Raw genomic sequence first — 26,666 nt, 5'->3', positions numbered from 1 at the left:
TGACTTTTTATATTAATTATTAATCTTTAACTATCTATAGATTTTACTCCTTCATTTTTAAAGCTAGGAACGTAACTTTCGGAACTAGTACCTTCCTCTTGGATAAATCCGTTTTTTACACCTATACTTATTGCATAATTTACAAGTGAATCATAAATTTTAGGATTTATAGATTTATTTATTTCCGGAAAGTTCTTAGCATTATGTAAAGGAGTGTATTGATTCATAAAAGATATATATATATCATCTCCGAAGTTGTTATAAAGTGTATCTATAACCTTCTTAGAATCAAACAAAAGACCAGGTAGTAATAAATGCCTTACTATAACTCCTTTTTGAATTATATCATCTTTGAATTGTGGCTTACCTACTTGTGAAACCATTTCTTTTATGATTTCTAATGTATTTTTGCTATAACCTTGAGCCTTTGAATATTTAATTGCATATTTATCATCAAAGTATTTAAAATCTGGTAGATAAACATCTATATATCCATTAAGCATTTTTATAGTTTCTAATGAATCAAATGAATTAGTGTTATAAAGTATAGGAATATTAAGTCCTTTGCTTTTTGAGATTTTTAAAGCTTCAATTATTTGAGGTACATAATGTGTTGGTGTAACTAAGTTAATATTATGGGCTCCTTGAAGTTGAAGTTCTAAAAATATTTCTGACAATCTTTCTATAGATATTTCTAAGCCATTTCCTTCTTGTGATATAGAGTGATTTTGGCAAAATACACATTTTAAGTTACAATTAGAGAAGAAAACTGTACCAGATCCGTTATTTCCAGAAATACATGGCTCTTCCCAATAATGAAGTTTAGCTCTTGCTATTTTTAATGAAGCAGTAGAATTACAAACACCTATTTGGCCATTAAGCCTATTTACATTACAGTTTCTTACACAAAGAGTACATTTTTCTAATAAAAAATTATAGTTCAATATAAACACCTCTATGAAAGTATATCAAGGTTAAGAAAATTTATCAAATAATCTCCTAAACTGTGGTATTAACTAAGGAAGGTATAGTTATTTAAAGCTTAATATGGTATAATATAAGTAATTATAGTAAACGAGGGGTGTAACATGAACACGGTAACGGTTAAGATAAATGGTGTGGAATATAATTTAAAAGGCAAAGAAAATGAAAAATATCTGTTAGCAGTAGCAGAGTATGTTGATGGTAAGTTCAAAGAAATATCAGCAAATAATAATAAGCTAAGTACCACAGCTGTTGCTGTATTATCAGCCTTAAATATTGCTGATGAATATTTTAAGTGTGAACTAGATAATGAAGAATTAGTTAAAAGAAAAAATTCTTTAGAAGAAAAGTGTATGGCTCTAAAAGAAAGACTTAAAGAAGTTAAGGTAGATTCTGAAGAGTATAACAAAACAAAGAACAATGAGATTGATAATTTAAAAAGTATTATTTGTTCTATGGAAGAGAAAATTAAAGAAGTTGATAATTTATATAGTACAATAGATAATTTGCATAAAGAATTAGAAGAAACAAAGCAAAAGTTACAAGCTGAAAAGGAAGAATTAGAAAAGAATTTTGTAACAAAAACAGAAGAGTTAAAACAAAATTTTGCTTATGAAAAAGATAGTTTAACAGACTCTTATGATAGAAAAGTAGAAGAATTAAAGAATGCTTTAGAAGGTAAAAAACAAGAACTTACTTTACTTAATTTAAAAAATGAAGAGTTGAAAAAAGCAGAGGTTTCTTTAAAAGATGAAGTAATATTAAAGGAAAAAGAAATTGAAGAGTGTAAATATAATAGTGATGAAATTAAAAAACTAAAGAGTAGAATAAATAGTATAGAAAATGAAAAAGAAGTTCTTAAAAAGAGTAATAAAGAGTTGAAGTTCAAATTGCAAAATTCAAGATATAAATTATTAGACTTAGAGAAAAAATTAAATGATGCAAATTTTAACCTTGCAATAGAGAAAAAAATAAAAAATCCATTGTTAAAATAAGAGTCTGTCCTATTGCGGACAGGCTTTTCTTTTAGAAATATGGTTAAGTTAAGATGGAAAAGTAAATATATTTATGATATAACAAAATAAGTACAAAATAAACAAAAGAGTAAATTTAAATTATATAGGAGAGATTCTTATGAAAAGAGTGGAAGTTTTAGCTCCGGCTGGTAGCATGGAAAGTCTTTATGCTGCGATAAATAAAGGTGCTGATGCAGTATATCTTGGAGGAAATAAGTTTTCAGCAAGAGCATATGCATCAAATTTTGATAATGATAATATGATTAAAGCTATAGATTATGCTCATAGTTATGACGTTAAGGTATATGTAACATTAAATACTATTCTTAAGGAAAATGAAATAGATGAGGCTGTAAAATATGTAGGATTCTTATATGAAATAGGAGTAGATGCTTTAATAATACAAGATGTAGGCTTGCTAAAGAGGATAAGAGAAGATTTTAAAGATTTTGAATTGCATGCATCAACTCAATTAACAGTACACAATGGAGAAGCAGCTTTATATTTTAAAGACAAGGGGTTTCATAGAATAGTTTTATCAAGAGAATTAAGTTTAGATGAAATTAAATATATATCTAAAGATTTAGCTATAGAGACAGAAATGTTTGTTCATGGAGCATTATGTATAAGTTATTCTGGACAATGTTTAATGAGTTCTATTATAGGTGGAAGAAGTGGTAATAGAGGTAGATGTGCTCAACCGTGTAGAATGGAATACACTTTAAAGGGTGAAAAGTCTGGTGAAAAAAGAGGATATCTATTAAGTCCTAAAGATATGTGTACTATAGAAGATGTAAATGAAGTTATAAATACTGGTACGTATTCATTAAAGATTGAAGGTAGAATGAAGAGAGCTGAATATGTGGCAGGTGTAGTTGATAACTATAGAAAAGCAGTAGATAAAGCTTTATTTAACTCAAAATATGATAGTCAAGCTGGAAAGAGACAGTTACTTCAATTATTTAATAGAAGTGGATTTACAAAAGCATTCTTACAAAAAGATACAGGCAAGGATATGATGAGCTATAATTCACCTAAAAATGCAGGAATTCCATTAGGAAAGGTTGATAATAATGGTGAAGTAGTGCTGAAAGAGGATATTAAGCTTGGTGATGGAATTAGATATAGAGATAAAGGATTTACATTAAGTAAGATGCTTTTAAATGGTAATGAGATTAAAGAAGGTAAAAGAGGAGATAAAGTAAAAATATTTCCAATAGATTATAAAAAAGGTGATGAATTATTTAAAAGCTTAAATAAAGAGTTATTTGATGAATTAGAAGGATATTTAAAACCATTTTATAAGAAGATACCATTAAAAGCTAATGTAAGATTTGAGATTGATAAACCTTTTTCTTTAGAAGTTACTTACAATGGAAAAGACTACAAATTCTTAGGAGAAGTCGTTCAAAGGGCTGAAAAAAGACCATTAGATAAAGAGAGAATAGAAGATGCTTTAAAAAAATCAGGAGATGTTCCTTTTAAATTTGAAGAAGTAGTTTTTGAAAATTTTGAAGATGGATTTTTAAGAGTAGCTGATTTAAATAATTTAAGAAGAGATGCGTTAGAATCTATAGCTAAAAGCATAAGTAAGAGTTATAGAAGAAGAAGACCTGATAAGATAATATATAAAGATAATATAATTAATAAGGAAAATATAAATGAAGTATTTAGCTGTATTACAAAAGAACAGGCAAATGCATTAATAGAATGTGGAGCTAAGGATATAGCATTTGATTTATTTAGTAGAGAATTAAATGCTTTGAGATCAAAGGATTTAATAGAGCTTAGTGAGAAATATAAAGGTGATATTAGATTTTATGTAAAGACATCTACTATAGTTAAAGGTGAATTTAACTCTGTATGTGAAACTATAAATAAGGTTAAACCTTATATTAAAGGTATAGTTAGTTCTAATGTAGGGATAATAAATGTATTTAAGGATGAGTTATATATAATTGGTGATTATAAATTAAATATAATGAATTCAGAAAGCTTAAAATTTTATCAAAAGGATATAGAGTTACCTACTTTAAGCTTAGAACTTAATAGAGGAGAAATAAAAGCTCTTGCTAAAAAAGCAAAAGGAAATATGGCTATGATAGTTTATGGCAAACCAGAGCTAATGATAAGTGAATATTGTCCTATAGGAAGTACTTTTGGTGGAAAAAATTCAGAACAGAAGTGTAATATTGCATGTTCAAAGGATAAATTTACACTTATTGATAGAGTTAATGAAAGATTAAGAGTTATGACTGATCTTTATTGTAGAAGTTATATATTAAATCCTGTTCCATTAAACTTATTTGATGAAATAGATTCTATAAAAGAATTTGGAATAACATCATTCAGATTTGATTTTAGAGATGAAAGCTATGATGAAGTTAAGAAAGTTTATAATATTTATAAAAATAATTTAGACTTTGAAAGTAAAGATTATACAAAAGGACAATTTAGAAGAGGAATAGAGTAAGAGGGATGGTCATGAAAATAATTGCTATATTATTACTTTTTATAGGATGTATCTTTAGTATATATGAAATGATAGATTCTAATAAATTAATAAGATATGAGTGGTTTAAAAGTCTTGATAGAAGTAAAAAAATTAATGCCACAGCATTGTTAAAAAATTTTTGGAAGAAAAATATAATTTTAATAGCATTGATGCTGGGAATGATTTTAATAGTATTATCTACTTTTAGCAAGATTGGGAATAGATACGAAAATATTATAAGTATAATATCAATAATTTTTGCTGTGCTTTTTATAATCTTTAGTATTTTAAGTAGAATAAAATATGATAATAAGATAAACGAATTTAAGTAGGTAAATAAGGAGAGAGTTATGAAAGAAAAAACTCTAAGAGTGCTAGAATTTAATAAAATTAAACATAAATTAAGATCATATGCAATAACAGAGAGTGGTAAGAGATTAGTTGACGAACTTGCGCCATATAAGTCTATATTTGAAGTGAAGAATAAATTAGAAGAAAGCAATGAGGCTTTAGATATACTTATAAGAAAAGGAGCACCGCCATTTGAAGGGTTATTTGATACAAGAGAAGCTTTAGAAAGAGCGGGAAAAGGTGGAGTTTTAACAGCTGGTCAACTTTTAAGAATTGGTGGAATGCTTAGATGTTCTAGGAGATTTAAAGAGTATATTGAAAGAAAAGAAGATGAGATATCATATAAGCATTTAGAAGACTTGGCATATATTCTTACACCGATAAGAAAGTTGGAGAGTGATATTGAAAATGCTATAGTTTCTGAAGAGGAAATAAGTGATAAGGCAAGTGGAACTTTATATGGAATAAGACGAAGTTTAAAAGAGAAAAATTCATCTGTAAGGGAAAAGATTAATTCTATAGTTAGAGCTAATTCTAAGTATTTACAAGATTCTATTTATACAATGAGAGGAGATAGATATGTAATACCTGTTAAGGCAGAATATAAAGGTGCCGTTCCAGGATTAGTACATGATCAAAGCTCTACCGGAGCTACTTTGTTTATTGAACCAATGAGCTTAGTTAATTTAAATAATGAAATAAAAGAACTTATGCTTAAAGAAAAGGCGGAAATAGAAAGAATATTATCTGAACTTTCTTCAAAAGTATATGATAATATCGAAGAAGTAAGGAACAATTATAAAATTTTAACAGAGCTAGATTTTATTTTTGCGAAAGGTAAATACGCATCAAATCTAAATGCAGTAATACCTACTGTTAGAGAGGATAGAAGCTTTGATATAATTGGAGGAAAACATCCTCTTATTGACCCGAAGGTAGTTGTTCCTTCGGATATATATTTAGGGGAAGAATTCACAACACTTATGATTACTGGTCCTAATACTGGTGGTAAAACAGTAACTTTAAAGACTGTTGGACTTTTACACCTTATGGCATTAAGTGGATTGTTAATACCAGCAAGAGATGGATCAGCAGTAGGTTTCTTTAAAGAAATATTTGCAGATATTGGTGATGAGCAAAGCATAGAGCAATCTTTATCAACTTTTTCATCTCATATGACTAATATAGTATCAATTTTAGAAGATGCTGATGAAGATTCATTGGTGTTATTTGATGAATTAGGTTCAGGTACAGATCCAACTGAAGGGGCTGCTTTGGCTGTAGCGGTAATTGAAACACTTAAAAATAGAGGTACTAGACTTATAGCAACAACTCACTATAGTGAGTTAAAAGGTTATGCGCTTAGAACAGTAGGAGTTGAGAATTCATCTGTAGAGTTTGACGTTGAGACTTTAAAGCCTACATATAGGTTGTTAATTGGTATTCCAGGAAAGTCAAATGCATTTGAAATTTCTAAAAGACTTGGATTAGGTGAAGATATAATTGTAAAAGCTAAAGATTATATGTCTAAAGAAAATCTTCAATTTGAAGATCTTATTAGAGATTTACAAGAAAAGAGCATAATTGCTAATAAAGATGCAAGAGAAGCAAAGAGAATAAAAGAAGAAGCAGAAGAGCTTAAAAAGAAATACGAAGAAAAACTTCAAAAGTTAGATAAAGTTAGAGATAAGGCATATGAAGAAGCAAGAAGAGAAGCTAAAGATATAATAAGCAGAGCTAAAGATGAAGCCGATGAAATAGTTAAGGCTATGCGAGAACTTGAGAAAATGGGAATTGCAGAAGGTGGAAGAAATAGGCTTGAAGCAGAAAGAAGAAAGCTTAAGGAAAGTCTTGAGGAAAAAGAAGCTGCAATGATTAAAGTAAGAGAAAACAATGGAGAGCCTTTAAAAAATGTTACACTAGGAATGGAAGCATTTTTACCTTCTTTAAATCAACGAGTTATTGTAATTTCAATGCCTGACAATAAAGGTGAAGTACAAGTTGAAGCAGGTATAATGAAAATAAATGTTAAACTAAAGGATTTAAGAAAAGTTGAAGTTACTCCAGTAAAGAAAGAAAAGAAAAAAAGAGAGGTAAAGTTAAATTTAAAATCTGTTGAGAGTAGAATAGATTTGAGAGGAATGGATGCTGAGGAAGCGTGTTATAGAACTGATAAATATTTAGATGAAGCATATATGGCTAATTTAGGAGAAGTTACTGTTGTTCATGGAAAAGGTACTGGAATTCTTAGAAAAGCTATAAATGATATGTTAAAAAGACATCCTCATGTTAAATCATATAGACTAGGTGTATATGGTGAAGGTGGAGATGGAGTAACTATAGTTGAGTTAAAATAGATACTAGTTGGGGTAAAGATTTTATATATCTTTGCTCCAATTTTTATGGATAAATTAATTGTTATGTAATTTAAAAGATAAATAGACTATGCTATAATTGTAGTATATTGGAGGGATATTGTATGTATTTAATTAGTGCTTGTTTATGTGGTGTAAATTGTAAATATAATGGTGGTAATAATTATTCTAAATATTGCGATGATTTATTTAAAAGTGGTAAGGCAATACTTATTTGTCCTGAACAATTAGGGGGATTACCTACTCCTAGAGTTCCTAGTGAAATGAATAATGAAGCTGAGGAAATATTAAAAAGAAGAGGTAAAATATTAACTAAAGATGGAAGGGATGTTACAGAAGAATTTGTAAAAGGCGCAAAAGAAGTTGAAGAAATTGCTAAAAAGCTTAATATAGAAGGTGCTATATTAAAAGATGGTAGTCCTTCGTGTGGTGTTAATTATATTTATGATGGGACTTTTAAGGGAAATAAAATAAAAGGTAGAGGTATTACTGCAGAAATTTTAGTTCAAAACGGAATTTCTGTTATAAGTGAAAATGATATAGGAGGAAAATAGATGGGGATATTTGATTTTTTCAAAAATAAAGAACATAAAAGAGTAGAAGATGAAGAAAAAATAGAATATATAAATGAAGAAGATAGTTATGGGGAAAATGAAGAAATAAAAACAATAGAAAGCATCCAATATAATTTTAAAATAGAGGAAAGTTTTGATGAAATAAAATCTAAAGAGGTAGAGCAGAACTTTGAAGAAATGTCTCCAGAGAGATTAGATTATATAATCACTGAAGAAATTTTAAAAGTAATTGAAAACTATACAGATTTTGATTCTGTACAAAACACTGTTAAAGAAGCTACAAGAGCCATTGGTGTAAGAAACGTTGAGCATGTTAAAGATTATTTAAAGGGAAGAGTATCAAAACCACAAAGATGGAAGATGAAATATGAAGAATTAGGACAATGGGGTAGGACGGTTGAAAATGCGGTTCTAACCATTTTATATGGATTTGGTGAGGATGGTGTTGATGAGTTATTAAAGATATCTGTAATGCCGTCAGAAGTAAGCTTTAAAGCTATTAATTTGCTTTGTAAGCTTGCAGCAAGAGATATTGAAAGACAAAAAATTATTGATTCAATAATATATATTATGAAACCATTAAGAGAAGATGAAATTATTAGAGTTTTAACTTTCTTATCTCAAATTAAGAATAGTGCAAAAGTAGATAGACTATTAGAGTTATATTATAAAAAATATTTATTAGATAATAATTTAGAATATGCTTATGATACTGTAATTAATAGAATTAATTTAAGAGGAAGTTATATAGAAGATGAGCTTATATTTTTTAAAGTGTTAGCTCTTTATGATGGAAAATTAGACGCAGATTTAATACTAAAAGGTGAAAAAGGCATTATAGATTTTACTAATGTGCCAGACGATATTAGAGTTAAAGCAGCTGTAAGTTATTATTCATTAAATAAAGATGATAATGAAATAAATTATAGATTATTGTACTTAAAAGATAACTCTTTAGATTTAGAATTACGAAAGTTTTTATCAACTGTAATTTAATAAAGAAATATGAAAATAGCTAGAGATTTTATCTCTAGCTATTTTTATCTATTTAGATAAAGTTAATAAACTTTCTAAGTCAGCAATTATTGTTTTAATTAAATCTATTTTACCTTGAGCATAATCTTTTTCATCTAGAAGATTAATATATTGGTTCATTAATGCTTCGGTTTCTTTATATTGGTTTAAAAGTCTCAATACCTCTTCGTGCATTTTAATACCTCCAACAAAACAACTACTCAACTGTTACAGACTTAGCTAAATTTCTTGGTTTATCAACATCGCAACCTTTTTGTTTAGCTATATAGTATGCAATAAGTTGAAGTGGAACTACACTTACAAGCGGTGTTAATAAGTCTATAGTTTTTGGAATATAAACTAAATCATCACAAACTTCTTTAGCTATAGTATCACCTTCATTAACGACAGCAAATATATTACCACCTCTAGTAGATACTTCTCTAACATTACTAATCATCTTATCTTTTAAGAATTCTTGTGTTAAAAGAGTAATAACAGCAGTATCTTTTTCTATTAATGCTATAGGACCATGTTTTAATTCTCCAGCAGCATATGCATCACAATGAATGTAAGATATCTCTTTTAACTTTAATGAACCTTCCATTGCAACTGCATAATCTAACCCTCTACCTAAGAAATACATATCTTTATGGTTATAGTGTGATGATGCAAATTTTTGTAATGAATCTTTCATAGTAAGAGCTTTTTCTATTTTATCAGGAATTTGTAATAATTCAGACTTAATAGTTTCAATCTCTTCATCACTTAAAGTGTTTTTTAATGATGCAAAATATAATCCAAGAATATAGAAAGCTGCTAATTGAGTTACATATGCTTTTGTTGAGGCAACTGCGATTTCAGGTCCAGCTAAAGTATAGAATACATCATCAGCCTCTCTTGAAACAGATGAACCAACAACATTAGTTATTGCTAATATTCTTGCACCTTGTTTTTTCCCATCTCTTAATACTGCAAGTGTATCAGCAGTTTCACCAGATTGAGAAACTACAATTATTAAAGTTTTATCTGTAATCATAGGATCTCTATATCTAAATTCTGAAGCTATATCTACTTCTACAGGGATTTTTGCCAGTTTTTCAATAACTGTTTTACCAACTACACCAGCATGGTAAGCAGTACCACAAGCTACTATATATATTTTATCAAAGTTTTCAAGATCTTCTTTAGTGAAGGTTATATTATCAAGAGTAATCTCTTTATTTAATGATATTTTACCTAATAAAGTATCTTTAACAGCTCTTGGTTGTTCATGAATTTCTTTTAACATAAAGTCTTCATATCCACCTTTTTCAGCTGCATCTACATTCCAAGTAACATGATAAATTTCTTTATCTATCTTTTCGCCTTCCTCAGTTTTAAGCTCTACACCATCTTTTGTTAAAATAACAAATTCCTTATCCTCTAAAAGATAGACATTTCTAGTGTAATTTAAAACAGCAGGAATATCTGAAGCTATAAAGAATTCATCTTCACCTAAACCAACTATTAATGGACTATCTTTTCTTACTGCGATAAGTTTATCAGGTTCATTTTTATTTATAACACCTATGGCAAAGCTTCCTTCTAATTTTGAAGTTGCTTTAACAACAGCATCAAATAAATCACCATCATAATAAAAATCTATTAAATTTGGTATTACTTCTGTATCTGTTTCAGAGAAAAAAGTATATCCTTTAGAAATTAGCCACTCTCTTAATTTAATATAATTTTCTATTATTCCATTATGAACAACACTTAAAGTTACATTAGCATTAGAGTGTGGATGAGAATTAACATCAGATGGTTCTCCGTGTGTAGCCCATCTTGTATGACCGATTCCAATATTACCGTTTATAGGCTTTTCATTTAAACTATTTGCAAGATTTTGAAGACGACCTTTAAACTTTCTAACTTCTATTTCTCCATCGTTAATTACTGCAATACCTGCAGAGTCATATCCTCTATATTCTAATTTTGATAAACCTTCTACTAAGACAGAAGAAGCCTGTCTTTTTCCTACATATCCAACTATTCCGCACATAAATTTAATCTTCCTTCCTATTCTCTTATAATAATTAAGTTATAACTATTGTTTTCAAAAAGGGTATAAAATCCCTATAAATCCAAAACCAATAGGTGGTTTTAACACCAAGTTAGTGTTGTCCTACAAATCACTTCATAGATTTACTAACTGTTAACGGTAGTGCGATACCGTGGGGCACCCGCCGAAGAATTCGATACTCCCCATCCTCGTCAACTTAAGTGAGATCCTAAATCTTTGATTTAGTTGGTGGAACTTACTCCTACTGTATAGGAGTTTCTCACAACCTAAATAAATCTCTGATTTGGTTAGGCGAACTTACTCCTACACAGTAGGAGTTTCCTATTCAATCTAACAAATCTTTAATTAGTTAGATGAACTTACCTGATTTTTAGCTGAAATTTTTATATGAAAATCTTAGATTCAGTTCGCCTATATCACTCGGCATAAGCTGAGCGGCTTAAAAAATCCAAATCTACGATTTTTCATCTTACTAATTTTATTTATTAGTAAGGATTATCACACTTAAGTTCTGGCGCTTTTTATTTTTGTGATAAAAATTAAACTCTATAATATTGTCCTCCTTTCTTTGAAAAATTATTTAACGACTTAATTCTATCATAAAAATTATTTTTGTCTAGAATAAATATTTCAAAAATTGGAATCTTAATTATAATATAGTACAAAATTTGCAAGTTGTTACATGAAAAAAATGATGAAAAAACTCAATAAAAATATCATTATATTTTATAAATAGTTTTTTATAAAAAATTTTCAGTTTATTAATGTTTATATGGATTGATTAGATAAAACTTTAAATGAATGGAATGAAGTTCAGTAATTAGAGGAATTTATTCATAGAAATATATTGTTTTTTTGGATAAACGTAAAAGAAATGAATAAAAGATAGATTTTTTGTTAAGAATATTCAAGAGAGTTTTATTGATAGGAGGAATTATTTTGTCAAGTTTAGAATTGAAAATAAGAGATAAAAATATACCAAATAGTGCAAAAAAATCTAGAAAGAATGGGAATATTCCTGGAGTGCTATATGGAAAAGCAATAAATAATTTAATGTTTGAGGTTGGAGACTTAGAATTTATACATGAAATATCTTCAACTGGTGAGCATGGAATAATTGATGTACTTTTAAATGGAGAAAATCATAAAGCTTTAATTAAAGAGATACAAAGAGACCCTGCAACAAATAAAATTATTCATTTAGATTTAGAAGAGTTAAAAGGTAAAGATAAAATTGTTTCATCTGTACCAATACACTATGTTGGAGAAGAATATATAAATCGCAGAGGAACAGTATTACAAAAGGAAAAAGATAGCGTAAAAATCGAATGCAATGTAGATTCTTTACCAAAATTTATAAATCTAAATGTTGGTGATGGAACAGTAGGTTCTGTATATAAGCTTGGAGATTTAGAAGTTGCATCAGAAATATCAATTTTAGATGATTTAAATTCAGTTGTAGCAGCAGTTAGTTATGAAAGAAAAACTGTTTCAGATGATATGGATGCAGTAGAAGAAGCAGAATAAAATTATGGAGTATGAGCTATAGCAATAATTGCTAAAAAAGCTCATACTTTTTATTTGAAAATTTCCAAAAATGTTATATAATATACAAGATAACATTTAGGAGGTATAAGTATGGGATACAAAGAAAAGTATAATTTATGGTTAAACTCAAAAGACATAAATGAAGAAATTAAGGAAGAACTAAGAAGTGTTACTAATGAAAAAGAAATTGAAGATAGATTTTATAAAGATTTAGATTTTGGTACTGGTGGATTGAGAGGGATTATAGGAGCTGGTACTAATAGAATGAATGTTCATACAGTGTCTAAAGCAACACAAGGATTTGCAAATTATTTAAATAATTCATTTGAAAATCCATCTGTAGCAATAGCATATGATTCAAGAAATATGTCAAAGGAATTTGCTGAATCTGCAGCATTAACACTTTGTGCTAATAATATAAAGGTATATTTATTTGAAAGTTTAAGACCTACACCAATGCTTTCATATACAGTTAGACATTTAGAGTGTAAGGGTGGAATAGTTATAACTGCTTCTCACAATCCAAAAATATATAATGGATATAAAGTTTATGACGAATTTGGTGGACAAGTAACTGATGAGAAGGCTAACATAATAATAAATGAAGTAAACAATGTTTCAGATTTTAGTCAAATCAAGATAATTACTAACGAGGAAGCAGTTAATAGTGGACTTTTAGTATATATAGGAGAAGAAGTTGATAAGGCTTATATAGAAGAAGTTAAATCATTAACTATAAGAAAAGATTTAGTAGCTAGCAAAGCGAAAGATTTAAAAGTTATATATACTCCAATACATGGTAGTGGAAATATGCCTGTAAGAAGAGTTTTAAAAGAGCTTGGATATGAAAATGTTGAAATTGTTAAAGAGCAAGAGATGCCAGATGGAAACTTCCCAACAGCACCATATCCAAATCCAGAAGATCCAAAGGTGTTTAAATTAGCTTTAGATATGGCAAAAGAATCTAATCCAGATATAATCTTTGGAACTGACCCAGATTGTGATAGAATAGGTGTAGTTGTTAAAGATAGTAAAGGTGAATACCAAGTATTAACTGGGAACCAAACAGGATTATTATTAAGTAACTATATATTATCAGCATTAAAAGAAGAAAATAGACTTCCTGAAAATGGAGTTATTATAAAGACAATAGTTACTTCTGAAGGAGTAAAAGAAATAGCTAAAGCTTATGATATTGAAGTGATGGATGTACTTACAGGATTTAAGTATATTGGTGAAAAGATAAGAGAATTCCAAGAATCAGGAGATAAAAAATATATTTTTGGATTTGAAGAAAGCTATGGATATTTAGCAGGTGAATTTGTAAGAGATAAAGATGCAGTAATAGCTTCTATGTTAATTGCAGAAATGACTCTTTATTATAAAGAAAAGGGAATGAGTCTTTATGATGCCCTAATAGATTTATATAAAGAATTTGGATTCTTTAAAGAAGATTTAATTTCTATAGAACTTAAAGGTAAAGAAGGTCAAGAAAAGATTGCTGCATGCATAGATTCTTTAAGAAACTCAACATTAACTGAGGTTGACGGAGTTAAGGTAAACACTAAACTAGACTATAGATTAAGCAAAGAAGATGATTTAGTTAATAATACAGAAAAAGTAATCAACTTACCAAAATCTAATGTTCTTAAGTTTATACTAGAGAATGGTTCATGGTTTGTTGTAAGACCTTCAGGTACAGAACCAAAAATGAAAATATATCTAGCTATTAAAGGTAATGGATTAGAAGATTCTGCTGAAAAATTAACTAGATTTAAAGAAAGTGTTATGACTATAGTTAATGAAAAGTTAGTTTAAGTTGAAAACTGAATTTTTATATTAGTTATTTAAAAATAATTAGAAGTTAAAAATAAAAGCTACTGGGAAACCGGTAGCTTTTATTTAATTTAAGAAATAAGACTGTTAACTATATTGGGGATAATTAAGAGAGGTTAATAAATAAAAGAACAAAAGATTCACTTTATGGTTTTATTTGAAAGTTTTATAGGAATAATGTATTATGATAAAAGAAATAATCTACTAGAGGAGTGTAATATATGGATTATAATGCAATGATTAAAGAAAAATTAGGTAAACTTTTATTTTTAGAGATAAATATTAAAGGATTTAAAGAAAATATAGGTATCCCTGAATATGTTACATTGAAAAATAATGAATTATATATGCCAATAGATTCAAAATATATAAGTTCAAATATACAAAATGAAATAAAATTAAAGAATATTCCTATATATTGTTTTATTGAAGGTATGTTTACTGCTATAGGCTGTGATGAAAACTTAAGATTTAATGATGACTATGAACTAATTTTAGATTACATAAAAGATACAGAAACTTGTATAAAATCTTTAATAAGCAAAGCTATAGAAAAGGATGAGCTTTTAGAGGGATATCTTTTACTAAAAGGTTATTATAGATATTCAAAGGATTTAGATGTTTATAAAAAGCTTTTATTAGTAGGAGAAGCAATAAGAGAAAAGGATAGCTCATTTAGTGAAATACTTATGGGGGATATAGAGTATGCAGAAGAAAGGCTTTTAAAGATAACAGAAGGTTACTTATATAAAGCTATGATATTAAAGGAAAAAGGTGAATTTGAAGCAGCGAGAGTAGCATTAAATGAGTATTTTAATAAAGGTGGAAAAGAGACTGAAGAAATAAAGATTTTAAATCAAGATATTAATAATATTGCTGATTATGAAAAAGCTATAGCTTTACTAGAAAATAATCCAACTAAATCTATAGAGATTTTACTTAGCTTATGCAATGAGTTTGATGAGAATCCATTGATTTACTACTATTTAGGAATAGGATTCAGAAAGCTAGAAAATTATGACAAAGCGATTTATTACTTAGAAGAGAGCATAAGAAGAGAAAGTGGTATTTTAGAGGTGGTAGTAGAACTTGGTCTTAACTATGCTTGTATTGGAGATTATGAAAAGGCTATTGGATTATTTAAAAAAGCTTTTGAAGCATCAAGGGATGTAGAAATTTGTACAAATATAATAATGTGTTACTTAAATATAGGAGATATGGAAAATGCTAATCTTCATTTAGAAATTGCTAAGAAGCTTAATCCTGAAGATGAAATAGTTAAACAAATAGAGAACATTATAAAAAATAAGTAATTTAAAGAGGAATGTTATATGATAGAAAATAGAGAGGGATATATAGAGATTTTAGGGTATAAAATTTTTTCTGGAACTAAAAAAGAATGTTTAGATAAGGTCTTTTCCTATGAGAAAGTTCATGTTATATCTGGTAATCCAGAGGTGCTATACACAGGACTTAGAAATGAAAAGTTATTAGAAAATTTTAAGTCAAATAAAGTACTTATTATTCCAGATGGGGTAGGAACACAAATTTCAGGACGGATTTTGAAAACACCAGTAAAAGAAAAAATTGCTGGAATAGAATTAATGAAAGAAATAATTAAAAGATGTAATGAGAATGGTGAAGGAATTTATCTTTTAGGAGCTTCACAGGATAGCTTAGATGCTTGTAAAGATAAACTTTTAGAAGAGTACCCACAGGTAAAAATAGTTGGTGCTAGAAATGGATTTTTTGATATTGAAAATGCAGATGAAATTATAAATGATATAAAAGATAAAAAGCCATTAGCATTATTTGTTGCTATGGGATGTCCAAGACAAGAGAATTTTATAGTTAAGTATATGGATGAGCTTCCAGTGAAGATTTTTATGGGTGTAGGTGGAAGTTTTGATGTAATAGGTGACAAAGTAAAAAGGGCACCGAGGTGGATGATTAATATAGGGATGGAATGGGCATATAGAGTTATAAAAGAGCCTTTTAGAATTAAAAGGCTTGGAAGTATTCCTAAGTTCTTATGGCTTGTTGTGAAAGATAGAGGAACAAGTTATGAAGGGAAATAAAATTTTTAAAGCAACCTTTGTTGTTATGATTGTTACTTTACTTAGTAGAGTTTTAGGGATGGTTAGAGATATCTTGGTTGCATCTAATTTTGGAGCTGGAGTGTATACTGATGCATATAAAGCGGCTGTTTCTATTCCTGATAATCTATTTACTATTATAGGGCTAGCAATATCAACTGTATTTATACCGATGATAAGTAAAGTTAAATACGAAAAAGGTAAGGAGGAAATGTTTAAATTCTCTAATAATATAATAAGCATTCTCTCAGCTATTTCGGTATTGCTTTTAGTATTTGGACTTATATTTACAAAAGATTTAGTTAAGATTGTAGCAACAGGTTTTGATCAAGAAAGAATGGATTTAGCGATTACATTAACGAAGATTAGCTTAATCAATTTATTATTTTTATCGATAAATGTTTGTTTTCTTTCTATGCTTCAGGTTTGTGAAAAGTTTATTTTACCTTCGATTTTAGGATTATTTTTAAATTTACCTATGATAATTTATTTAGTTTTATTTAAGGATATAAGTATATTAGGGTTAACTGTAGCTAATGTAATAGGAAATGCCTTACGTGTAGTAGTTCAAATTCCAGCCCTTTACAAGGAAGGCTATAGAATTATTCCTCATATAAATTTAAAAGATGAGAGGATAAAAAGAGTACTGATATTAGTTGTGCCAGTAATTATTGGAGCTGGAGCTAATTCGTTAAATATGATAGTTGATTTAAATATATCTTCAACTTTAGATGTAGGGTCTATGTCAGCTTTAGATTATGCTCAAAAGATTATAGTATTTATTAATACGGCCATTACAACGTCGATCGTATCTGTATTATATCCTGTTATGAGCAATAAATTAAACGAAGGTGATAATGAAGGATTTTTAACATATTTATGCAAATCAATAGTTATAATATCTCTATTATTAATTCCAATTGCTTTTGCAATAATACTGTTAAATAAAGAAATAGTTACAGCTTTTTATGGAAGAAATCAGTTTGGAGCTAGTGCGATTACATTAACATCTATAGCTCTTTTAGGTTATTCAATGCAAATCCCATTTTTAGGAGTACGTGATATATTAAATTCATCACTATTTTCAATGCAAAAAACGAAGATAACGACTATAAATGGTGTTATAGGAGTTGTAGTTAATATAGTTTTAAGTATAACATTATCGAGAAAAATTGGACTTTTAGGAGTAGCTATAGCATCTTCTATTGCGTCAGCTGTAACTGCAATTTTACTATTCTATTCCACTAAGAAGGTTATAGGAAACATTGATTTAAGAGATATGTTAAAAAGCTTATCTAAGATTACTATATCTGCATTTATTATGATATTTATAGTGAAGATAGTTAATGATTTCTTAGGTATTAGTAATCCTTTTATGGTCTTAATTATAGATGGTGCTATTGGTAGTATAGTCTTCTTTACAGGATGTATTGTACTAAGGGTTAAAGAGTTAAAAGAAATATTAGATATGCTGCTTAAGAAGTTTATAAGAAAAGAGGTTAGATAGGATATGAAGATATTATTTATTGCTTGTTATTCTCCTTTGATAAATAATTCTGCGTCTATAGAAACATTACAATATTTGAATAACTTAGCTAAAGATAATGAAATTGATTTATTAACAGTAAATTTTCCTGAAAATTCGATTTATTATGATGAGTATATTTTAAATATGCTAGATAAGAAAGTTAATCTTCATATTATATCTGGAGGTAAGATTTTCGAAAAGATAATGCCTAAAAAAACTCTTAATAAAGATGAAGATAATAATGGCTCAAATAAAAGTAGTTTTTTAAAGAAGAATTTAAAAAAGGCAAAAGCTATAGTTGCTGTACCTGATATGTACTTAAATTGGGCTAGGAGAGCATCAAAGTATGGAATTGAATTAGTGAAGAAGAATAATTATGATGTTATTTTTTCGATGCATGAACCACCATCAAGCCATATATGTGCTTTAAAAATAAAAGAAAAGTTTAAAGATATACCATGGGTTACATATTGGAGCGATCCTTGGCTTAAAGATTCTACAAGAGAAGGTATTGGAAGTATAAGAAAGAGCATCGAAGGACGTTGGGAAAAGAGAGTGGTTGAGCTTTCAGATAGGTTTATTTTTGTAACTAAAGCTAATAGAGATGATTATGTTAAAACATATAATATACCAATAGAAAAAACTTACATACTTACTAGAGGGTATGATAGTAATTCTTATAGAGATATTAAAGCTTTAGGAATTCCAGAGAAAATAGATAATTTTAAAGTAAATTTTGTTTATGCGGGTGAAATTTTTAGTAAATTAAGAGATGTAAATCCATTTATAGATGCTGTAAATCAAATTAAAGAAAAAGATATTGAATTATTTAACAGTCTTAATATTTTATTCTTTGGGAATATAGATGACAAATCAGTAGAGAGTAAATTAAAATCTGTAGAAAATGTAAATGTATCACCGAGAATTCCTTATAAAGAAGCTTTATCTTATATGTTAAATAGTGAAGTGTTACTTTTATTTGGAAATAAGAATTCTAAACAAATACCAGCAAAAATTTACGATTATTTTGGAGCAGAAGGTAGAATATTTGTAATACTAGGAGACGAAAATGATCCTATAAAAGATGTAGTATTAAATAATGATAAATGTATAGTTGTAAATAACAATGAAGATGAAATCATAGAAGGTATAAATAAAATTATTGAGTTGGTTAAGGAAAATAAATTAACTAAACCACTAAAAGAATATGAGTGGGCAAATATTTCAGAAAGATTAAATAAAATATTAAGGGGGTAGACAATATGCATATAATGTTTATACCTTCTTGGTATGCAAATGAAAGAAATAAGGTTCATGGCAGTTTTTTTAAAGAACAAGCATTAGCACTACAAAGTAAAGGTGTTAAAATAACAGTAGCTTATAATGAGATATGGCCACTTACATTAATAAATAAGGTTAAAGAAAAAAGTGGATTATATTTTAATATAGAGGATAACTTAAGGACGTACAGATATAAGAATTATAATTTTATTCCTAAAAGTCCATTGATGTTTAAAGTATTCAATAAAAGAATGGAAAAATTGTTTAAAGAGATTGAAAAAAAAGAAGGAAAAATTGATATAATTCATGCACAATCATCATTATGGGGTGGTATTAGTGCTGCATATTTATCGAAAAAGTTTAATGTCCCTTTAGTTATAACAGAACATTCATCTGTTGAAAGAGGTCCTTATATAAGAAAAAGCTATATTCCATGTATTGTTGATTCTTATAATACTGCGAAAGAATTAATAGCAGTTGGAAATGGGCTGAAGAGAGAATTAGAAGAATTAACTAAACGTGATGATATTAAAGTTATAGGTAATTTAATTCATTTTTCTGATTTTCAATTAAAAGATAGAAAACCAAATGATAAGTTTATATTTTTTTCCTTAGCTTTTCTTGAAGGTGAAAAAGGATTTGATACTTTAATAAAAAGTTTTAGTAAAGCATTTAAAGACACAAATAACTGTGAATTAGTTATAGGTGGAGATGGTAGTCAAAGAGAGTGGTTAGAATTGTTAGCTAATAAAGAGGGAGTTAGTAATAAAGTAACATTTCTAGGTGCATTATCAAGACATGATGTGTCTAAGTGGATGAAGCAGGCTGATGCTTTTGTATTACCATCTAGATATGAAACTTTTGGTGTTGTGTATATAGAAGCTTTAGCAAGTGGAACCCCTGTTATTGGAACCTTTAATGGTGGAGCAGAGGATATAATAACTAAAGATAATGGGTATATAGTTAATGTTGATGATATTAATGCTTTAGCTAATGCTATGGAGAAAATGGCTATGAATAAAGATAAATTTATCCCAGAAAAATTAAGAGAAGATTGTTTTAATAGATTTAATCCAGATGTTATTGCAGATAAGATAATATCTGTGTATAAGAATATCATAAAAGAAAGTGAGTTTTAGCTATGGATTTTAAACAATATAAAATAGATGAGTTTATAGGGGATTTAGCAAGTGATTTATCATCACCAGGAGGGGGAAGTGTTGCTGCTTTAGTAACAGCTTTAGCTTCTGCATTAAATTCTATGGTGTATTCATTTACTATAGATAAAAAAACTTTTGAAAGTCTTAATCAAGAAGAGAAGAAAAAAATGATAGAGCTATCAGAAGAAAGTAAAAAACTTATACAAGAGTCGTTAACTTATATGGATAAGGACAGAGAAGCTTTTACAAACCTTATGGATTGTTATAAGTTGCCTAAAGAAACAGAAGAAGATAGAGATATAAGAGGTAAAAAGATATTAGATAATACGATATTATCTATGAACGTTCCCTTAGAACTTGCTGAGAAAGCTATAAAATTTTATGATAATATAGAATTTGCTATAAAATATGGAAATAAAAACTTGATATCAGATGGAATTGTTGCAGCGATTCTTTTACATAGTTCTATTGAATCTGCTATAGTTAATGTAAAGGTCAATTATTTTAGTATAAAGAATAAAGAATCTGTAAGTTTTGTTCTAGATAGGTGCAAAGAACTTATGAATGAATCTTTAGAAAGAAAAAATAAAATAGTTGAGAGTTTTGAAGGCTAAACTAAGGTTTTTAGGAGAGAAGATATGAGTTTACTAATAAAGGTTGAAAAGGCTGTAGATCTTTTAAAAACTAAGTGTTTGATGAAGTTCAAACAAAGGATATATAGTGGTAAGAAATATAATATTAAATACCTATTTGAAGAAAAAAAAGGCTCAAAAGATTTATTGATTGGTTTTACGGCTTGTACAAAAGTTGGTCAAAAGGCAAGATATAATTATATTAAGACTTTAGAGGAATTTAAATGTAATAAACTTTTTATTTTGGATGATTTTGGGTTTGATGAAAGAGGAGCTTATTATTTAGGAAAAGATAGAGATTTCGCTATAGAAAAAGATGTGGAATCTTTAATTAATGATATTTGTAAGAAAATAGAACCTAAAAAAGAGTTTTATATTGGGTCAAGCAAAGGTGGATATGCTGCACTTTACTTTGGAGTTAGAAGAAAAGATACTTATATTGTAGTTGGTGCTCCACAGTATAACTTAGGTAATTATTTAAATTTACCTGGGCATACAGAAATTCTTAAGTATATTATGGGAAATTGTAACCAAGAATCTATAAGTATATTAAATGAATTATTAAAAGAGGCATTAATTAAAAATAAAGAGAATAAAAATAAGATTTTTCTTCATTATTCAGATAAGGAAGAGACTTTTGAATCAGACTTAAAACCACTTATAGATGAATTAATAAACTTGAATTATGAGAGTGAATTTGATTTAGAACATTATGAGAGTCATGCAGAACTTACTAAATATTATCCTCAATATATAAAAAAGATACTAAGTAAAAATCTTAGTAGATGAAAATGTGATTAATAGTTTAAAAATCTCCTTGTATTTTGCAAGGAGATTTTTGTTTGTTATATTAATATTTTAAGGAAGTTGATCTAAAGATTTAAATTCATATCCATCGGCTCTTATTTGATCTATTACAGCACCTAAAATATTTGTATTTGTTTTAGAAACTGCATGTAATAACATTATGCAACCAGGGTGGACACCGTTTGTAATTTTCTTCATAGCGTACTCTTCTGATGGTTGCTCGTCTTTTAGCCAATCTTTATAGGCAAAGCTCCAAAAAATACTTTTATACCCTAAATCTTTTGTCATCTTTAAAGAGTTAATTGAATATTTACCCATTGGAGGTCTGAAGAATTTAGGCATATCTGTGCCAACGACTTCTCTATAGGCATCTTCTACTTCAGTAAACTCGCTTTTGAATTTTGAAGGATCTGTTATAGATGCCATTGATGGATGGTGAGAAGAGTGATTACAAACTAAATGGCCTTCGTCAGCCATTCTTTTAATTATTTCTGGATTTTGAGTAATATACGGCTTTACTACGAAGAATGCCGCTGGAACACCTTTTTCCTTTAAAATGTCTAATATTTTTTCAGTATAACCATTTTCGTATCCTTCATCAAAGGTTAAATAAATAACTTTACTCTCTGTATCACCTAGGTAGTAAGCATCATAATCTTTAAGAATATTTACAGATTCTTTTGGACCTTCAGGAAGTGTATCCTTACCTCTATTTACAAAATACCAATTTAGTTCAGAGTTTTCTGGGACAACACTAGCATTTGCAGTATATGCAAATGTTGATGTTAAAGTTATTAATAGTGTTGGAATAATTTTTCTTATTAATTTTTTTGAAAACGTCAATATTATCACCCCTTATAAATTATTCATTATATTTTTTTACTTTAAGTTAAATAATATTCACAATAAAACGTATGGAAAAATAAAACTGATTTTTAAAATATTGACAATGAATGATTTGATGTATATAATGGGAATATATAGAAATAGAAGGAGGTAGGATTATGTTCAACTTTAATAACATTAAATTAGAAATAAAAATGAATATGAAGTATGTATATAGGTATAACCCTGTCTCTTTAGGTATTAATAATTAGTTAATTAAGAGTAATAATTTACTTGGTGAGATCGCGATATATATCCGCGATTTTTTTTATTATTATTTTTACGTATTAAAGGCTGTGGATATTCACGGCTTTTTTTATTTAACTAATTATTTGTCTAAAGAGAATAGAGATTTACTTTATTTTAAGAAAAGTGAGGTGTAGATGGATGAAGAGAATTTTACAATATGTATGGAAGTATAAAGGAAGTTTAATATTTGGAACAATATCAATGATTATAATTATAGGAATAGATTTGTTCAGCCCGTACTTACAAAAGATATTTTTAGATCAAGGCATTATAGAAGGAAAAGTGTCTTTAATAGTACCTATTTTAATAGGATTTGCTATTATTTCTATAGTTAAGGCAGTATTAGGATATGGAAAAGAATATATATACGACAGATTAGCTAGCTTTGTACAGGAAGATATTAAACATACTTTGTTTAATCATATTCAAAAATTGGAGTTTAAGTATTTTGACAATATAAATACTGGTGAACTTATGTCTAGAATTGGTGAAGATGTTGATAATATATGGGATACCATAGGTTTTGGGCTTAGGCTTTTTGTGGAGAATATTATATATTTTGTCGTTTCAGCTATTATATTATTTTGGCTAAATTGGCAATTAACTTTAATATGTATGGCTGTAATGATTCCTATAGGATTTATTGGAGTCAAGCTTGAAAAAGAATTTGGGAAGTGTTATGACGAACTAAGTGATAAAACAGCTGAAATAAATACAGCAGCAGAAGAAAATATTGCTGGGGTAAGACTTGTAAAAGCCTTTACTAGAGAAAAACATGAAATATTAAAATTTTTATCTATGAATAAAAGTTATTATGATTTGAATGTAAAACAGGCAAAAGTAATAGGGAAATACTTTCCGCCAGTAGAGTTTTTAACTAATATATCACTAGTTATAATGATAGTTATTGGTGGAATTTTTGTAATGAATGGGAATATGACTTTAGGTACTTTAGTTGCTTTTAATGGTTATATTGGTAATGTAATATGGCCATTAAGAATGTTAGGTAATTTATTAGATTTATTATCTAGAAGTAATGCTTCAGCAAAAAAGATATTTAAAATAATAGATAGGAAATCAGAAATTTTTACGATAGAAAGTAGTTATAAGCCTGATAAAATTGAAGGAGATATTGAGTTTGATAATGTTAGCTTTAAATATAACGATGAAGTTGTGCTTAAGGATATAAATTTGAAAATTCCTTCAGGTAGCACAGTTGCTTTGATGGGAACTACAGGATCAGGAAAATCAACATTACTAAATCTTATAGGTAGATATTATGATGTTTGTAAAGGTGAAGTGTTAATAGATGGAGTAAATGTAAAAGAATATAACTTAGATAAGTTAAGAAATAATATGTCTGTTGTAATGCAAGATATATTTTTATTCTCAGATTCTATAATTAACAATATAAAATTTAGTAATGAATTTGCAACAATTGAGGAAATTGAAGAAGTATCTAAGACAGCGTGTTGTTTTGATTTTATTAAAGAGTTAGCAGATGGTTATGAAACAGAAATTGGTGAAAGAGGTATTGGACTATCAGGAGGGCAAAAACAAAGAATATCAATTGCTAGAGCACTTTTGAGAAAATCACCTATTCTGATATTAGATGATGCCACATCTGCTTTGGATATGGAAACAGAATATGAACTTTTATCAAATCTGAACAAGAGAAAAGATAAGAGTACAACATTTATAATAGCTCATAGAATATCTGCTGTTAAAAATGCAGATATAATTTTATATTTTGAAGATGGAAGTATAAAAGAAAAGGGGACTCACCAAGAATTATTAGAACTAAAAGGCAGCTATTACAATGTATATTGCGAACAATTTAAAGATTTTAATGTTTTAGAAAGAGAGGTGATATAGTATGGGTAGTAATGCAATAAATAAAGATGAACAAACTCTAAAAAGAAGTAAGATTGAGATAATAGAAAGATTATTTGTATATTTAAAACCTCATAGATCTAAAACTATAATTGTAATATTGCTTATGATATTCGTAATGATGTGTAGCATAATAAATCCATACTTATTACAGATAGCAATAGATGATTATGTAGGAAATAAAAATGTTAATGGATTGCTGGGTATTGGAGTAATTCTTGTTATAATTAATATTTTTGCATGGATTTTATCGCGAATTAGATGGAGGATGATTTCAGAAGTTACAAACACTGTGTTAGTAGATATTAGAAAAGAACTTTATAGTCATATTCAAAGTTTATCTTTTGACTTTTTTGATTCAAGACCTGTTGGAAAGATACTTGCTAGAGTAGTTGGAGATGTAAATGCACTTAAGAATTTATTTAATCAAAGTATACAAACTGTAATACCAGAAGGGTTAAGTTTAATTTGTGTATGTATAGCAATGATTATTATGAACTTCAAACTTGCAATTGCATGTATGACATTGCTTCCTTTATTAGCAATATCTATGTTTTGTATTGAAACAAAATCTAGAAAAAGGTGGAATGATTTTAGAAATAAAAGGTCAAACTTAAACGGATTTACTCATGAAAATTTTTCAGGAATAAAGGTGGTACAAGCTTTTGCCAAGGAAGATTCCACAGAAAAGACTTATAAAGAAATGGTTAGAAAAGAAAAGGATGCATTTTTAAAAGCTATAAAATTGAATGATCTATTTTGGCCATTGGTTGAATTGTCTTGGGGAGTTGGTACATTAATAGTATTTGCTGTAGGATATAGATTAATTCAGTCTGGAGAAATACAAATAGGTAAATTGATTGCATTTTCAATGTATACAGGAATGTTCTGGAGACCTATTACAAATCTTTCGAGTTTTTATAATACAATGATAACTAATTTTGCTGCTGCAGATAGAATATTTGATATTTTAGATATAAAACCAGAGATAGAGAATATACCTGAAGCTATTAATATTGGTAAAATTAGTGGGCAAGTTGAATTTAAAAATGTAAGCTTTGCTTATAATAACAGTTCCGAAGTTTTAAGTAGAGTAAATTTTAAAGTTAATAGGGGTGAAAAAGTTGCTTTAGTAGGTGCTACAGGGGCAGGAAAGACTACGATAATTTCTTTGTTAAGTAGATTTTATGATCCTACTAATGGCGAAATTTTAGTAGATGGTAAGAATATCAAAGGAGTTAATTTAGAATCATATAGATCACAGATGGGAATAATGCTACAGGATACCTTCTTGTTTTCTACTTCTATAATGGAAAATATAAGATATGGTAGATTAGATGCCACTGATGAAGAGGTTATAGAGGCTGCGAAGGCTGTAAATTCTCATGACTTTATTATGAGAATGGAGAAAGGATACTTAACAGAGGTTAATGAAAGAGGTTCAAGGCTTTCTTTGGGACAAAGACAATTAGTTTCTTTTGCAAGAGCTTTGCTGGCTAATCCTAGAATACTAATTTTAGACGAAGCAACTTCTAATATTGACACAGAAACTGAAAAATTGGTTCAAGAAGGAATAGAAAAATTATTACAAGGTAGAACATCATTTGTTATCGCTCATAGACTTTCTACTATTAGAGATTGTGATAAGATAATGGTGGTTGAAAGTGGTGGAATAAGTGAAATGGGAACTCATGAAGAACTTTTAGCTAAGAAAGGATCTTATTACAATCTTTACATGGCACAGTATAGATTTATAAGTGAAGGAGCATAGTTGTTTGCTTCGTAAAGCGGAAAAGATTCCCAGTAGCATGGAGAAAAGTTTGCTGGCGAAAATGATAAAAGATGTTAGATGATATAGGGAAAAATGTTGTGCAAAG

21 protein-coding genes are annotated in these 26,666 nt (G+C 28.2%); 17 read left to right on the top strand and 4 right to left on the bottom strand.

Annotated elements, in window-relative coordinates:
* Positions 1-26: 26 nt before the first annotated feature.
* Positions 27-944, bottom strand: coding sequence for a radical SAM protein (locus LQE93_RS00570; protein ID WP_055265942.1), 918 nt, complete (start codon positions 942-944; stop codon positions 27-29).
* A gap of 144 nt (positions 945-1,088) precedes the next feature.
* On the opposite strand from LQE93_RS00570, the gene zapA reads away from it, so the two are divergent.
* From zapA to LQE93_RS00540, 6 genes are all read left to right on the top strand, one after another.
* On the top strand, positions 1,089-1,979 hold the full coding sequence (gene zapA / locus LQE93_RS00565) for a cell division protein ZapA (protein ID WP_055265940.1): 891 nt from the start codon (positions 1,089-1,091) through the stop codon (positions 1,977-1,979).
* Positions 1,980-2,118: 139 nt separating this feature from the next.
* Positions 2,119-4,473, top strand: a complete 2,355-nt coding sequence (locus LQE93_RS00560; protein WP_055265938.1) for a DUF3656 domain-containing U32 family peptidase — start codon at positions 2,119-2,121, stop codon at positions 4,471-4,473.
* Positions 4,474-4,484: 11 nt separating this feature from the next.
* Complete coding sequence (locus tag LQE93_RS00555) at positions 4,485-4,826, top strand: hypothetical protein (protein WP_055265936.1); 342 nt, start codon at positions 4,485-4,487, stop codon at positions 4,824-4,826.
* An 18-nt stretch (positions 4,827-4,844) separates the two neighbouring features.
* Positions 4,845-7,202 (top strand): endonuclease MutS2, encoded by a 2,358-nt coding sequence (locus LQE93_RS00550; RefSeq protein WP_231071625.1) that lies wholly within the window; start codon positions 4,845-4,847, stop codon positions 7,200-7,202.
* A gap of 122 nt (positions 7,203-7,324) precedes the next feature.
* Complete coding sequence (locus LQE93_RS00545) at positions 7,325-7,774, top strand: DUF523 domain-containing protein (protein ID WP_055265932.1); 450 nt, start codon at positions 7,325-7,327, stop codon at positions 7,772-7,774.
* Complete coding sequence (locus LQE93_RS00540) at positions 7,775-8,791, top strand: hypothetical protein (protein ID WP_055265931.1); 1,017 nt, start codon at positions 7,775-7,777, stop codon at positions 8,789-8,791.
* A 48-nt stretch (positions 8,792-8,839) separates the two neighbouring features.
* Here LQE93_RS00540 and LQE93_RS00535 read toward each other — a convergent pair whose 3' ends face one another.
* Together LQE93_RS00535 and glmS are read right to left on the bottom strand one after the other, a co-directional pair.
* Positions 8,840-9,004: a hypothetical protein gene (locus tag LQE93_RS00535; protein ID WP_172675755.1), complete on the bottom strand. Its 165-nt coding sequence runs from the start codon at positions 9,002-9,004 to the stop codon at positions 8,840-8,842.
* Between the two features lie 22 nt (positions 9,005-9,026).
* Complete coding sequence (gene glmS / locus LQE93_RS00530; RefSeq protein ID WP_055265929.1) at positions 9,027-10,853, bottom strand: glutamine--fructose-6-phosphate transaminase (isomerizing); 1,827 nt, start codon at positions 10,851-10,853, stop codon at positions 9,027-9,029.
* Between the two features lie 960 nt (positions 10,854-11,813).
* Between glmS and LQE93_RS00525 the strand changes: the two genes are divergently transcribed.
* The 9 genes from LQE93_RS00525 to LQE93_RS00485 all read left to right on the top strand — a co-directional run bounded on the left by LQE93_RS00525 (position 11,814) and on the right by LQE93_RS00485 (position 21,744).
* The gene (locus tag LQE93_RS00525; protein WP_055265927.1) at positions 11,814-12,401 is read left to right on the top strand and encodes a 50S ribosomal protein L25; all 588 of its coding nucleotides are present in this window, start codon (positions 11,814-11,816) and stop codon (positions 12,399-12,401) included.
* A 111-nt stretch (positions 12,402-12,512) separates the two neighbouring features.
* Positions 12,513-14,240: a phospho-sugar mutase gene (locus LQE93_RS00520; RefSeq protein ID WP_055265924.1), complete on the top strand. Its 1,728-nt coding sequence runs from the start codon at positions 12,513-12,515 to the stop codon at positions 14,238-14,240.
* A 239-nt stretch (positions 14,241-14,479) separates the two neighbouring features.
* The gene (locus tag LQE93_RS00515; RefSeq protein WP_055265923.1) at positions 14,480-15,571 is read left to right on the top strand and encodes a tetratricopeptide repeat protein; all 1,092 of its coding nucleotides are present in this window, start codon (positions 14,480-14,482) and stop codon (positions 15,569-15,571) included.
* A gap of 18 nt (positions 15,572-15,589) precedes the next feature.
* Positions 15,590-16,336: a WecB/TagA/CpsF family glycosyltransferase gene (locus LQE93_RS00510; RefSeq protein WP_055265922.1), complete on the top strand. Its 747-nt coding sequence runs from the start codon at positions 15,590-15,592 to the stop codon at positions 16,334-16,336.
* Positions 16,323-17,861: a murein biosynthesis integral membrane protein MurJ gene (gene murJ, locus LQE93_RS00505; protein ID WP_055265920.1), complete on the top strand. Its 1,539-nt coding sequence runs from the start codon at positions 16,323-16,325 to the stop codon at positions 17,859-17,861. The genes LQE93_RS00510 and murJ overlap by 14 nt, the downstream gene beginning before the upstream one ends.
* A gap of 3 nt (positions 17,862-17,864) precedes the next feature.
* Positions 17,865-19,139, top strand: a complete 1,275-nt coding sequence (locus LQE93_RS00500) for a glycosyltransferase (RefSeq protein WP_055265918.1) — start codon at positions 17,865-17,867, stop codon at positions 19,137-19,139.
* Positions 19,140-19,144: 5 nt separating this feature from the next.
* The gene (locus LQE93_RS00495; RefSeq protein ID WP_055265916.1) at positions 19,145-20,302 is read left to right on the top strand and encodes a glycosyltransferase; all 1,158 of its coding nucleotides are present in this window, start codon (positions 19,145-19,147) and stop codon (positions 20,300-20,302) included.
* A gap of 2 nt (positions 20,303-20,304) precedes the next feature.
* The gene (locus tag LQE93_RS00490; RefSeq protein WP_055265914.1) at positions 20,305-20,937 is read left to right on the top strand and encodes a cyclodeaminase/cyclohydrolase family protein; all 633 of its coding nucleotides are present in this window, start codon (positions 20,305-20,307) and stop codon (positions 20,935-20,937) included.
* A 24-nt stretch (positions 20,938-20,961) separates the two neighbouring features.
* Positions 20,962-21,744, top strand: coding sequence for a hypothetical protein (locus LQE93_RS00485; protein WP_055265912.1), 783 nt, complete (start codon positions 20,962-20,964; stop codon positions 21,742-21,744).
* 69 nt (positions 21,745-21,813) lie between these two features.
* Here the strand turns inward: LQE93_RS00485 and pdaA are convergent, their stop codons facing one another.
* Entirely contained in the window at positions 21,814-22,557 is a 744-nt protein-coding gene (gene pdaA, locus LQE93_RS00480) for a delta-lactam-biosynthetic de-N-acetylase (RefSeq protein ID WP_231071846.1), read from the bottom strand.
* A gap of 477 nt (positions 22,558-23,034) precedes the next feature.
* Between pdaA and LQE93_RS00475 the strand changes: the two genes are divergently transcribed.
* Both LQE93_RS00475 and LQE93_RS00470 read left to right on the top strand, forming a co-directional pair.
* A complete protein-coding gene (locus LQE93_RS00475; RefSeq protein WP_055265908.1) occupies positions 23,035-24,771 on the top strand; it encodes an ABC transporter ATP-binding protein in 1,737 nt (578 codons plus the stop codon).
* 1 nt (position 24,772) lies between these two features.
* A complete protein-coding gene (locus LQE93_RS00470; RefSeq protein WP_231071623.1) occupies positions 24,773-26,560 on the top strand; it encodes an ABC transporter ATP-binding protein in 1,788 nt (595 codons plus the stop codon).
* Positions 26,561-26,666: the final 106 nt, after the last annotated feature.

The organism is Clostridium sp. NSJ-145 (assembly GCF_021044725.1).
Classification (GTDB): domain Bacteria; phylum Bacillota; class Clostridia; order Clostridiales; family Clostridiaceae; genus Clostridium; species Clostridium disporicum_B.
The sequence above is the reverse complement of the archived record's forward strand: the minus strand, read 5'-3'. Positions and strand labels throughout refer to the sequence as shown.